This is a genomic window from Rothia sp. 27098_8_29, assembly GCF_041432785.1.
GTDB classification, from domain to species: Bacteria; Actinomycetota; Actinomycetes; order Actinomycetales; family Micrococcaceae; genus Rothia; species Rothia mucilaginosa.
Genome location: NZ_JAPWAI010000005.1, coordinates 112,779 through 124,356, shown reverse-complemented (window position 1 = coordinate 124,356; position 11,578 = coordinate 112,779). Strand labels below are relative to the sequence as shown.

Below are 11,578 nucleotides of genomic sequence, written 5' to 3'. Positions count from 1 at the left end.
AATGAATCGCTGCGCGCGATTTCAAACGAAAATTTCAAAAGCGCATCTCACCGTGCTTTTTGCACGGTAAAAGATATAAAGAAATGCACCGCCCGTGTAAAGGCGGTGCATTTCTTTATATTTAGTTTTCACGGGCATCGGCTTGAACACCTAGCTCAAACGCCCCGCCTGAAAGCCTGAATCCGAAAGCCCGGCAAGAAAACCTTGCCGAGAGCCCAGCAGAACCTTATGCCCAGGTGACCAGGTCCTCGATGGAGCGGCGGCTCTTCGGTGCGATCTCGTGGGCGCGGTAACCGAAGGTCACAGCCACGGACACACCGAACTCTTCCGGGTCGAACAGGCCAGCAGAAACGAGCAGCTCGTTCACTGCTTCGTAGTTCATACCCTCAACGGGGCAGGAGTCGATGCCGAGCATTGCGGCGCCGGTCATCATGTTGCCCAGGGCGATGTAGGTCTGCTTGGAGGCCCAGTCGAAGAGCGCGCGGTCGCTTTCCAGGACCTTCATGTCGTTCTTCTGGAAGTTGCCGTAGCGCTCGAGTGCGGCCTCCATCTGCTCTTCGGTGAGGTTGCGGCTTTCGAGAGTGCGGCGCATCCACGGGGTGTCGTAGCGCAGACCCTTCTTCGCCAGCAGTACGACCAGGTGGCTTGCATCGTCAAGGGCGCCAGCCATGCCCCAGGCGATCGGCTTGAGCTTTTCGCGCAGTTCGGGGTCCTGGATGACCAGGAACTTCCACGGCTCGGTGCCGACGGAGCTGGGCGACAGGCGCGCAAATTCGAGGATTGCGGCGAAGTCTTCGTCGCTGACGCGGCGGTCGGGGTCGTAGGCGCGGGTTGCGCGGCGGCGGGCGAAAATTTCGAGGGCTTCTTCGCGGGTTACGGTCACGGTTTCATCCTTTGCATGAGGGTTTCATTACCCTGTCATGCTACACCCGCGGAGGGTGCGGGCGGCGGAAAATGTGGTCAGTTACGCCTGCAGGAAATACGCCCGCGAGCGGCGGGACCGTATTGCCGGTGTCGTATTACAGGGTGTACGAAGCCGGTGGGCTGGTACCCAAGGCGCCCAGAGCGCACCTGCCCAGCACCTCCTATGATGCCCCTACTCGGCACCGGCTTTCATCCACACATCCGAGGCGGCGCGGCGGCCGAAAATGACCGCGCGGATTCCTTGGAAGTACAGAATATACGCCGCCCACAAGCCGCAATACCCGGCGAGCGCATCCATGGTGCCGGCGCCGACCGCCCAGTGCAGGCCGAGCATGACGGGCACGTACATCACCAGCATGATGAAGCAGCCGATTGCCAGGTATTTCACGTCCTGCGCGCCCATGAGGATGCCGTCCAGGGTGAACACGTACGCGGCGATGGGCTGGCCGAGGGCAATGATGACGGTGGCGATGGTGAAGAGGAACGCCACCTGCGCGTCCTGCGTGAAAATCCAGGAGCCGAAGAAGCCGATGAGCGGGCAGATCAGGCCGGTGATGACGCCGTAGATGAGGCTCATGCGGAGCAGCCGGTTTTTCAGCTGGCGCACCTTCGCACGTTCGGATTCTACGTTCAGGTCGCGTTCGCCGAGCTCCTTGCCGAGTAGCGCCTGCGCGGCGATGGCGAGGGAGTCCAGGGCGTAGAGAAAGAGGTTAAATACGCCCATGCCGAGCTGGTAGGCGGCGGTGTGTTCGGTGCCGAATCGTGCCACGACGAACACGGTCAGCAGGGAGGCGATGCGCATGGACAGGGTGCGCAGCATGAGCCAGGAGCCGAGCGAAAGCACCGAACGCATGCCGGCAACGTCGGGTGCCCAGCGGACGGCGTGCTCGCGGGTGCCGCGCATCATGACCGCGCCGAGAGCGGCAGCCATGCCCCACTGGGTGAGGGAGGTGCCGGTCGCCGAACCGGCGACACCCCAGCCGACCGGGTAGATGAGCAGCCAGTTCAGCACAATGTTCACGAGCGTGCCGACCGTGGCGACTTTGAGCGGGGTGACGGTGTCTTGCAGCCCACGGAGCGTGCCGACCTGCGCGAGGATAATCATCATCGGCGGGATGCCCCAGAGCGAGTGGTGCAGGTAGTCGAGGGCGTAGCTCATGGTTTCGTCGGTCGCGCCGAGGCCGCGCAGCAGCGGGTCTGCGAAGGCGTATCCGGCGATCATGAGGAGCATGCCGAGGCCGAAGGCGACCCACACGCCGTCCACACCGATCTGCCAGGCGCGGCGCAGGTTCTTCTCGCCGAAGGCGCGCGCCACGGCGGGCGTAACGGAGTAGGCTAGAAAGTTCATGAGACCCACGACCGTGGTGACGAGCGTGGCGGCGATGCTCATGCCCGCGAGTTCTGCTTTGCCGAGTTGGCCGATGAGGGCGGAGTCGGTGAGCACGAAGATGGGTTCGGCGATGAGCGCACCGAAGGCGGGTACGGCGAGGGCGAGGATGCGCCGGTTCAGCGAAGGCTCAGCGGTATTCTTCGCGGGCGCGCCGGACGCGGTGCTACCGGATTCAGTGCCGCCGGGTTCGGTACTACTGGATTCAGCCATAAGGTGCTTCTGTGTGCTCATCCTTCTAGGCTACTCCCCGCCGCGGCGGCGGGTGCCTGCGCGCGGGGCGGGGTGCACTCTGCGAGATAGGTGTACGAGATGCGCTTTAGGCGCCTCGGCCGCGCAGTTCGTCGAGGGCGCGGCGTTCCTTCTTGGTGGGGCGGCCGCTGCCTCGTTCGCGTTTGGCAACCGGCGGCATGGAGAGGTAGGCGGGGCGCGGGCCCGAGAGGTCTTCGTAGCAGGTGACAGCGATGGGTGCGCCTACCCGTTTGACGAGGAGTTTTTCAACTTTGAAGACGCGTTCCCAGCCGGGGTAGCGCACGCGCACCACGTCTCCTTTTTTGAGTTTTTGGGAGGGTTTGGCGGGGGCGTCGTTGACGCGCACGTGGCCGCCTTTGCATTCGTCGGCGGCGAGGGAGCGGGTTTTAAAGATGCGCACTGACCAGAGCCAGAGGTCGAGCCTGGCGCTGGTTAGTGTGTTGGTGTCTTCTGCGGTCATGTGTTCATTGTGGCGCGAGGCGGGCGGGGCACCAAATCAGGTGCGCCCACCTATCCTGCGCAATCTCACCGGGCAAATCCGCAACCGGCACCGAACCCGCCATGCGGCGGAAAATTTTCTGCTGCACGCACCAGCCTATTGAGCGCAAACCCGCATCCACTAGGGGTATTGTTAAGTCACCTTCTCAAGAAGTGTTCTCAAGGCCACATCGTTCGCGTGGTCTACGGGGGGGTGTGGCCGCGACGCCACGGGCTCCCTGTAACAGATTGGATATACACCATGTCAGCTTTGAAAAAGCTCCTGGCGGCTACCCTCATCAGCACTATGCTGTCTTCTTGTTCCTTCGGTCCCACGCTGGAGAAGGACGAAAGCGCCCGCGCGATTTTCGACGCAGAAAATGACCAGGTAATCCTACCCCTGGACGCTTACAACACCGACGGCAAGGACGAATACTTCACCAAGGCCCTTGAGCTCGCCCGTAAAAAGTGCTTTGCCGAACACGGGCAGCACTACAAGATGTTTGTCCGCACCGAGGGATCCGGCAGGAACTTCGGCAGGACCTACGGAATCTGGAACGTTGAGCACGCCCAAAAATACGGCCTCCACGAGCGCGAAGACTCGAATACGCTGGATCTGTCCTCCCCTGTACCCTCATCCGACCCTGGGAAGGATGTCAGCACCGAATGCTATCAGCGCGCCAGCGACGAGATGAAGCAAATTGGAGAGATTCCCGGCGGCTCCGCCACGTATAGGCGTGTGGAGACTGACGTTCGAAACGCCGCTGGGGATCAACAGCTCAAAAAATCCCTCGACGACGAATGGAAGCGATGCGTCAAGGACAAGGGTCTCACCCCCGATAGTGAGGTGACCGTCAAGGAAGAAAAGAATATTCCTCAGAGCACCACCCCCTCCGAAGAGGAAATTCGAATCGCCGTCATTCAGGCGCAGTGCAATCAGGATGTAGGCCGTTCGCAGAAGCTCTACGACCTGGAGGCGCAGTACCAGAAGCCGCTCGTCGCTAAGAACCAGGCTGCCCTGGAGAATGAGCTCAAAGAATTCAAGCGCCGGGACGAGCAGTTTAAGCAGTACGTCCTCGACAACCAATAACAGCGAATAACAGTCGGTTGGCCGGCAGAAAAGGGTGTGTGCCGTGTTCAGTGAACACGGCACACACCCTTCTTAAGTTTTGCCGACTACATTGCGTCGGCCACGTTGTACCGGCGGTCTAACCCGCGGCGCTTATGCCTCCACCTTTGCGGTGCGGCGCTCCTTGACGGCCCAGCCAATCACGCCGGTCAGCAGACCGAACGCAATCCAGGAACCGAGCACCAGCCACTGGCCACTCGTTGCGGCCTCCGGGAAGTACGCAATCGAACGCAGCAGCGTCGAGGAGGCACCCGGAACCATCATCTGGCCAATCTGACCCCACGCACCGGGCAGGAACGCGCTCGGCATACTTGCGCCCGAAATCGGGTTACCAATGAACATGGTGATGACCGCGCCTACTGCGAGACCAATCAGCGGCGAAGACAGTGCACCCACACCCACAATGAAGAAGGCGGTCGCCAGGTAGGTAGCGCCGAACGCAGCCCACAGGGTTGCGAAGTCGCCGGGGATGATGCCGAACCAGACGTTCAGAATCAGGGCGGTCAGTGCACCACCGATGACGGAGTACAGGGTTGCGGTGGCGAAGCGGCGCCAGGTGCCGTTCACGCGCAGTACGGAGAAGGAACCGCCGAGAATACCGCCAATGACCAGCGGAAATGCGGAGATAGCGATACCGGAACCGGAGGAGTCATTCTCACTCAGGGGTACCACGACGGTGGTCTTCACCGCCATTGCGGATGCCTGCTCGGCCTGCACCTTCATCTGCTCCAGCTGGGCGGCGGCCTGCGCACCCTGTTCACCGCCCGTCTGCACCGCCTGGGTGAGGGCTTCCGTCTTAGCGGCGAGTGCCTTCTGCTGAATCTGCGCGTTCAGCTGGGTGGCAACACCGTTGAGCATCTGGGTTGCTGCGGCGTTTGCGGCTGGTGCGGTCAGCACTTCGGGGGCGGCGCCTTCGGTGAAGATGATTGCGCCGTAGGTTTCGCGCTGCTTGATTTGCTGTTCAGCCTCTTTGCGGGAGGATGCCTGCTTCAAGTCGAAGGTTTCAATACCTTGGTCTTTGAGGGACTGTTCAAACTGACTGACGGTCACCTCGGGGCCTGCGATAGAGACGGGCAGGTTCTTTGCTTCCATGGTCTTGGTGGGCCAGGTGAAAGCTAGGACGATGAGTGCTACCACCAAGGATGATAGTACGGAGGTGGTGATGACCTTGAGCCAGGAGGAACGGTCGGTGGTTTCTTGCGTGCTTGTTTCTGCAATGCTCTTTGCCGCGATCTTCTGGGATGCGGCAGCTTGGGTGGCTGCGGCGGTCACTGCTTCTGCGGTGACTGCGGTGGCGGTTTCGTTGTTCATGACAATCTCCAAACAAAATGCTTATTTCGTTTACGAGTCAGAACTCTACTCTCGATTTTTACCGAGTGCAAACAAAATAGCTATTTTGTTTGTAAAGTCACAAAAAGAATCAGTGTTGTGTTTACGCGTTCTTTAGCCCCACCCCCTAGACTGGAACCATGCCCCGACTAACAGACGCCACCAAAGCCGCACGCCGAGCCCAAATCATCGAAGCCGCCATTAGCTGCTTCCTCGAAAAGGGCTACACCAACACCTCCATGAGCGACATCATCAAAGCCTCCGGACTGTCCTCCGGGTCCATCTACTCGCACTTCTCCGGCAAAGAAGACATCCTCATCACCGCCATCAACGAGCGCCTCAACAACGTCAAGGAGCTCTACGAAACACTCCCCGAAGGCGCAGGCCCCCAGGATATTCTCGAAACCATCCACACGAACCAGCTGGTAAACGACAATTTCTCCGCCATGCTGCGCATCCGCGCCAAATCGCTCCACGCACCCGAAATCGCCAGGGCAACCGCAGACACCATGCCTCTATTGCAGGGCATCATCGTAAAGACCCTCACCCCCTGGGCAGCCGAACAGCTCAGCGTTCTACACGAAATCAACCCCGATCCGGCGCAGCGCACCCCCGAACAGGAGGCGCTCATTACCGACTACACCCGCGACACCGCAGACGCCTTCATGATGGTCTTCCAGGGGTACATGCTCCGCTCCTTCTTCGGCGCCCCCGAGGAAAAGGACCGCCTCTACCGCGTCGCTTTGGCGCTCCTTCCTGAGTAGTTGACCGCCCGATAGCCCCTAAAAATCACCCTTGATCGGTTGTTTTTCAGCATTTAGACCGTGCAGGGGCAACATAGGTCATTCACATCCTGCAGGCGTAGAATCGAGAAACCATGACTGAATCCTGCACCCCCGCAACCCCCGAGCCGCGCGCCACCAACCCCGCCGAGCTGAACAACCTGCGTGCCGCACACGCCGATGAGCTCTCTTCACGCACCCGCGCCACGAGCATCCCGGCAGACTCCTGCTCCCTCTACGACGACGAGGCGCTCGGCGGCACCGCCGGACGCGCCACCGCCTGGCTGGCGCTCGAGCACGTGGGCCAGTGGGGTCGCGACGTGCTGGACGGCTCCGCCCTCGGTGAGGAACTTTCGGAGGCGTTGGGCGAGGCAGTCTCGCAGGCGGGTTTGAAGTTCCTGCTGATCCGCCAGGTGGGCAGGGCAGGGCGTGTACTGCACGGCGCGCCGGATGCATCCGGCGACCCGACCCACCGGGTACTCTACGCGCTCTGCACCCCGGGTGAGGAGAAGCTCTACTCGTTCAGCGTGAGCACCCCCGAACAGCTCCTCGAACTACCCCTGGGCAACCCCCAGGAGTTGATTCAGGCGACCGGCGCGGAGCTCATGGATTCCCCCGCCATTCTCGTATGCACCCACTCCAAGCGTGACCGCTGCTGTGCCCTGCGCGGTCGCCCCATTGCGGCGCACCTGGCGGATATCCTGCCGGGTAATGCGGTCTGGGAGTGCTCGCATACGGGCGGCCACCGCTTTGCCCCGGTCGGCATTATGCTGCCCACCGGCTACACCTACGGTCGCCTCTCGGAGCCTTCGGCGCTGGCTGCGTACCTGTCGCTGGCGGGTCGTTCCATTCCATCACTGCACGGTCTGCGAGGCCGCAGCACGGATACTCCGGTGGAGCAGGCGGCGGAGGTTGCCGTACGCCTCGAATTGGAGAAAAAGGGTGAAGAAGTAACCTCTGGAGGTTTGGTTTCACGTGAAACATCGGTAGCGGAGGCACTGAGTACACTCCTCGAAGCGAGCATCGACCCCGCGGTAGATACCGCCGAAAACCCCACCATGGAGGCGGCACTCACCTCCCACACCGACGGACGCACCTGGGTCGCCTTCTTCGAGCGGGTCGCCCTTGAGCCGCGCCCCAACTCGTGCGGCAAGGGTCCCGCAGATGCTTTCAGCCGCGAGCTGCGCGGTCTGTTTCAGCTCTAGCACCCGCGCATAATGTAGACAGCGTGAAGCCCCGACGGGCACCTTCTCGGGTACCCGCCGGGGCTTCGCTGTATTCAGGGTTCGGCGTATCCAGGGTTCACCGTAACCGATATTTCAACCTTATCCGACAAGCAGGCTTATCCGGCGAACGGGTTCGGCGCGCCGATGTACTGCAGCTCGGTGTACTCCTCCAGACCCTCGGGGCCGCCCTCACGACCCATACCGGACTGCTTCACACCGCCAAAGGGGGCTGCCGCGTTCGAGATAACGCCGGAGTTGTAGCCGATCAGGCCGAACTCCAGACCCGCAGCCATGCGCGTAAAGCGCGGGTGGTTGCTCGTGTACACGTACGCTGCCAGGCCGTACTCGGTGTCGTTGGCGAGCTTCAGGGCGGTGCGTTCACCCTCCTCACCGTAGCCGCTGAACGTGGCAATCGGGGCGACGGGGCCGAAAATTTCTTCACGCCACACGCGCATCGAATCAGTCACGCCGGTCAGCACGGTGGGGGTCACGAAGTTGCCCTTGTTCAGGTTCTTGGGCATGCCGCCGGTATCGCTCGGAACGTTCTCCTCAAGCTCGGGAATGTACCCGCCGCAGGCGAGGAGCGCGCCCTTACCCAGGGCGTCTTCGACCATAAAAAGTATGGATTCAACCGCTGAAGGTTGAATTAGCGGCCCACATTCGGTTCCGTCGACGGTTCCGTCACCCACAACGGTCGCCTCCATACGCTCCACGAAGGCGCGGGTGAACTCTTCAGCAATGTCCTCGTGCACGATGAATCGGTTGGCGGCGGTGCACGCCTCGCCCATGTTCCTCATCTTCGCCGCGTAGGCGCCCTCCACGGCGGCGGGGATGTCCGCATCCTCAAAGACAATGAACGGGGCGTTACCGCCCAGCTCCATGGAGGTGCGCAGAACGTTCTGCGAGGCCTGCGCGAGCAGGGTGCGGCCCACGGCGGTGGAGCCGGTGAACGAGACCTTCCGCAGACGCTCATCAGCCATCAGCGCGGAGACAACCTCACCGGTACGGGAGGTGGTCACCACGTTCAGCACGCCGTCCGGCAGACCCGCCTCGCGCATCAGGTCCGCGAAGTACAGGGAGCTGAGCGGAGTCAGGGAGGCGGGCTTGAGCACCGCGGTGCAGCCCGCCGCGAGCGCTGGGGCGACCTTGCGTGCCGCCATGGCGAGCGGGAAGTTCCAGGGGGTGATGAGCAGGCAGGGGCCGACGGGGCGGCGTACGGTGGTGATCTGCAGCCCGGATTCGGGGGCGACGGCGGTGCGGCCGAAGTTGCGGGCGGCTTCTTCGGCGTACCAGCGCAGGTAGTTTGCCGCGTAGGCGACTTCGCCGCGGGACTGGTCGAGGGGCTTGCCCATTTCGAGAGTCATGAGCCGGGCGATGACTTCGGTGCGCTGCGTCATGAGCGTGTAGGCGCGGTTGAGGATGTCGGCGCGTTCGCGGGCGCTGGTTGCCGCCCATGAGGTGCGGGCGTCGCAGGCGGCGTCGAGTGCTTCGATGCCCTGTTCGACGCTGGCGTCGGCGACGTGCGCGAGGATTTGGCCGCAGGAGGGGTTGTGCACGGGGAAGGAGCCGTTGTCGCCGGTGACCCAGGTGCCGCCGATGAGCAGGTCGGTGGGCACGTAGAAGAAGGGGTAGGAGGGCCGTTCGTAGGGGTCGATGGGTTCGCGCTGCGGCATGTTGATGCTTTGCATGTGCGGTTCGGTGCGGCCTCGCAGCTGAGCGGATTTCGCGGCGGGCTTTGCGGAAGTAGCGCTCTCGGCGGCGGAGCTTTCGGGTGAGGTGGTCATGGCGTGCCTTTCGGGTTGGGGCGGCCGGTGCGGTCGACTCTGACGCTTTTAATTCTAGTCCTGCGCGCTCCCCTGCTCCTCGAACCGATCCAGCGGCTCTCTCCCCTGCCCCGCTCGCCCTCTCCCCACCCAAAAAGACCGTGGGCACGCCGAAGGGGGTCGCATCCGCGTTGGATACGACCCCCTTCGGATAGATTCTCGCTCAGCGCGCGAGAGTCCTAGCTGAGGATTATGGAAGGCATTGCCCGGAAGGGATGCTCGGTGTTGCATCCGCTCTGCCCGATACCCGCGCCCTCACCGCTGAGCGGCGGTGAGGCGGGCACCCAGGTGGACTAGGCCCACCGGTTCTCTCAGATCCAGGACTGGCGTGCCTCGATTCGAGTCAGCTCCAGAGGACCGCCATCGTTGGTGCCGTGGAAGCGGCCGAAGTGTACGTACGGGCCGCGGTAGGCGCTGTGGTTGATGGGGCTGGAGTACTGGCCGTTGACCGTGTAGTAGAAGCTGTTCTTGTTCAGCACGATCTTGCAGTTCAGTGCCTGGCCGGTGGTGACCTTCTGGCGTAGCTTCATGGTGTGCAGCACGCGCGGGCTTGCCTGGTTGGGTTCGAAGCAGAGAATCTGCGCTACGGAGCCGCCGCGGTAGTTGGGGCGGATGGCGAGCACGTAGGTGCCGTCTTCCTGCTTTGCAGCGAACTTCTTGCCGATGCCGAAGGCGCCGTCGTGTTCGCGACCGAACGCAATGTAGCCGTAGTGACCATCCTGCTTCGGCACTGCACTGGTCCACTTCATGGAGAAGTCGAGAGTGTACTTGTCGCGAGTGGTGTAGTTCGCCAGAGGGCCGAGCAGCACGGATTCGTCGTAGCGCTGGTTGTGCACGATGGCTGCGCCGGTCAGGTCGGGCATGTCCGCTGCGACGGAGGGGTCGGCGGGCAGCATGCCGTGGGGACGCTGGCCGGTCTTAATCTTCACGCTGGCGTCGAAGGGGTCACCGATTACCCAGTAGGGGTCGGGGCACATGAAGCCCTTAACGCCCAGTGCCTTGTACTTTTCGTAGGCGGAGCGGCGGTGGATTTCCCAGACGATGACTGCCTTGCCGAGGCCGGTGAGGGCGCGTACGTTCTCCTCGCTCATGGAGCCCTGGGAAGCGCCGGTCGGCTTCTCGTAGTAGGGTACGCCGATGGCGTCCACGTTTTCGTGGCGTGCCATTGCGGAAATCTTGTCGATGGGGTCGCCACCGTCGAAGTAGCACCAGGTAGCGCAGCCTGCGGAGTTGGCAAGCTTCAGGTAGCGGGAGGTGGGTTTGAAGCCGCCGCTGCCGTCGCGGTACATCTTGATGACGGTGCGGCGCTGCAGGCCGCGTTCGGTGATGAACTTGACGAGGCCTGCCTGTGCGGGGCCGTCCTTCGCTTCGAGGAACAGTACGACCTTCTTGCCGCCGACGGAGGCGTATTCGCCGCCTGCGGGTACGGCGTCAACCGCGGCGATGGCTTCTTCGAGGGTGGGGATGTCGTACAGGCCGGTCTTCTCGCCCAAGTTTTGGCGCATGTCAACCTTGTGCTGGCGCAGTTCGGCGAGGGTATGGCCGCGCACGTCCATGGACGCACCGGTGGTGCGCTTGATGTTGGTGTCGTGCATGCAGACGAACTGGCCGTCGCTGGTGGTGCGTACGGAAATTTCGACGGCGAGGGCGCCGCGGCGTACGGACTCTGCGTAGGCGTAGGCGGTGTGCTCGGGGCTGATGTTGCCGGCACCGCGGTGGGCGATGAAAAATTCATCGGTCTTGTAGAGCAGCTGATGTGCGGGGGAGCCGCTGTGTACTGCCGCGAGCTGTGCGCGGGTGCTGGCTGCGGCGTGGGCTTCGCCTGCCTGGAGCATGAGGGCGGCGGGTGCCAGTGCGGAGGCACCGATGAAGCCGCGGCGGCTCAGATTCTTAGAGGTCTTCGGGAATGCAGTCACCGTAGTAGTCCTTTTTCTTTTATGAGTTGAGCGTAATGTGTGTGGTTGTTCATTGAAGTTTTTGGTTTATAGCTGAGGGTCCGGATTCTCTCAACTCAAACTACAACTCTAAGTAGGATAACGATTTTTTATCGGTGATTCACTGCGTTTACAGGAAAATAGGGTATTATGTGCGCCTCATTCTTACCCGCGGTGTAATGCGGGTGAATGTGTTCCTCCTTTTCCGCCGCTTTTAATAGCGGCATTTCATGCGGCGTTAAAAAATTTCTCGTGTAACGAAAAAGGCCGCGCCTACAGCCCGATTGAGCCTACAGGACGCGACCTTTTGCGTTA

The 11,578-nt window shown here is 62.0% G+C and carries 10 protein-coding genes; 4 read left to right on the top strand and 6 right to left on the bottom strand.

Features of this window, described 5'->3' with window-relative positions; translation table 11 throughout:
• Nucleotides 1–180 (top strand): hypothetical protein (locus O3649_RS07770; protein WP_371573607.1); only part of this gene is annotated, 180 nt, incomplete at its 5' end.
• A 46-nt stretch (nucleotides 181–226) separates the two neighbouring features.
• Here the strand turns inward: O3649_RS07770 and O3649_RS07765 are convergent.
• The 3 genes from O3649_RS07765 to O3649_RS07755 all read right to left on the bottom strand — a co-directional run bounded on the left by O3649_RS07765 (nucleotide 227) and on the right by O3649_RS07755 (nucleotide 3,023).
• Nucleotides 227–883, bottom strand: coding sequence for an NAD(P)H-dependent oxidoreductase (locus tag O3649_RS07765; RefSeq protein WP_371573605.1), 657 nt, complete (start codon nucleotides 881–883; stop codon nucleotides 227–229).
• Between the two features lie 213 nt (nucleotides 884–1,096).
• Nucleotides 1,097–2,545: an MATE family efflux transporter gene (locus O3649_RS07760; protein ID WP_371573603.1), complete on the bottom strand. Its 1,449-nt coding sequence runs from the start codon at nucleotides 2,543–2,545 to the stop codon at nucleotides 1,097–1,099.
• A gap of 85 nt (nucleotides 2,546–2,630) precedes the next feature.
• Nucleotides 2,631–3,023, bottom strand: coding sequence for an RNA-binding S4 domain-containing protein (locus tag O3649_RS07755; RefSeq protein WP_049332365.1), 393 nt, complete (start codon nucleotides 3,021–3,023; stop codon nucleotides 2,631–2,633).
• A 279-nt stretch (nucleotides 3,024–3,302) separates the two neighbouring features.
• Between O3649_RS07755 and O3649_RS07750 the strand changes: the two genes are divergently transcribed.
• Nucleotides 3,303–4,130, top strand: a complete 828-nt coding sequence (locus tag O3649_RS07750; protein WP_371573600.1) for a UDP pyrophosphate synthase — start codon at nucleotides 3,303–3,305, stop codon at nucleotides 4,128–4,130.
• A gap of 132 nt (nucleotides 4,131–4,262) precedes the next feature.
• Here O3649_RS07750 and O3649_RS07745 read toward each other — a convergent pair whose 3' ends face one another.
• On the bottom strand, nucleotides 4,263–5,480 hold the full coding sequence (locus tag O3649_RS07745) for an ABC transporter permease (RefSeq protein ID WP_371573598.1): 1,218 nt from the start codon (nucleotides 5,478–5,480) through the stop codon (nucleotides 4,263–4,265).
• 158 nt (nucleotides 5,481–5,638) lie between these two features.
• Here O3649_RS07745 and O3649_RS07740 point away from each other — a divergent pair, with 158 nt between their 5' ends.
• Both O3649_RS07740 and O3649_RS07735 read left to right on the top strand, forming a co-directional pair.
• The gene (locus tag O3649_RS07740) at nucleotides 5,639–6,262 is read left to right on the top strand and encodes a TetR/AcrR family transcriptional regulator (RefSeq protein WP_070630087.1); all 624 of its coding nucleotides are present in this window, start codon (nucleotides 5,639–5,641) and stop codon (nucleotides 6,260–6,262) included.
• A 113-nt stretch (nucleotides 6,263–6,375) separates the two neighbouring features.
• Nucleotides 6,376–7,485 (top strand): sucrase ferredoxin, encoded by a 1,110-nt coding sequence (locus tag O3649_RS07735; protein WP_070630088.1) that lies wholly within the window; start codon nucleotides 6,376–6,378, stop codon nucleotides 7,483–7,485.
• A gap of 137 nt (nucleotides 7,486–7,622) precedes the next feature.
• Here the strand turns inward: O3649_RS07735 and O3649_RS07730 are convergent, their stop codons facing one another.
• Both O3649_RS07730 and O3649_RS07725 read right to left on the bottom strand, forming a co-directional pair.
• Complete coding sequence (locus O3649_RS07730; RefSeq protein ID WP_371573595.1) at nucleotides 7,623–9,290, bottom strand: NAD-dependent succinate-semialdehyde dehydrogenase; 1,668 nt, start codon at nucleotides 9,288–9,290, stop codon at nucleotides 7,623–7,625.
• A 350-nt stretch (nucleotides 9,291–9,640) separates the two neighbouring features.
• Nucleotides 9,641–11,245 carry a glycerophosphodiester phosphodiesterase gene (locus tag O3649_RS07725; protein WP_102033609.1) on the bottom strand — a complete coding sequence of 535 codons (1,605 nt, stop codon included), beginning with the start codon at nucleotides 11,243–11,245 and terminating at the stop codon, nucleotides 9,641–9,643.
• Between the last annotated feature and the right edge of the window lie 333 nt (nucleotides 11,246–11,578).

Excerpts from the sequence above, each read along its gene's own strand:
- O3649_RS07760 (WP_371573603.1), bottom strand. The coding sequence starts at position 2,545 with ATGAGCACACAGAAGCACCTTATGGCTGAATCCAGTAGTACCGAACCC.
- O3649_RS07755 (WP_049332365.1), bottom strand. The coding sequence starts at position 3,023 with ATGACCGCAGAAGACACCAACACACTAACCAGCGCCAGGCTCGACCTC.
- O3649_RS07750 (WP_371573600.1), top strand. The coding sequence starts at position 3,303 with ATGTCAGCTTTGAAAAAGCTCCTGGCGGCTACCCTCATCAGCACTATG.
- O3649_RS07745 (WP_371573598.1), bottom strand. The coding sequence starts at position 5,480 with ATGAACAACGAAACCGCCACCGCAGTCACCGCAGAAGCAGTGACCGCC.
- O3649_RS07740 (WP_070630087.1), top strand. The coding sequence starts at position 5,639 with ATGCCCCGACTAACAGACGCCACCAAAGCCGCACGCCGAGCCCAAATC.
- O3649_RS07735 (WP_070630088.1), top strand. The coding sequence starts at position 6,376 with ATGACTGAATCCTGCACCCCCGCAACCCCCGAGCCGCGCGCCACCAAC.
- O3649_RS07730 (WP_371573595.1), bottom strand. The coding sequence starts at position 9,290 with ATGACCACCTCACCCGAAAGCTCCGCCGCCGAGAGCGCTACTTCCGCA.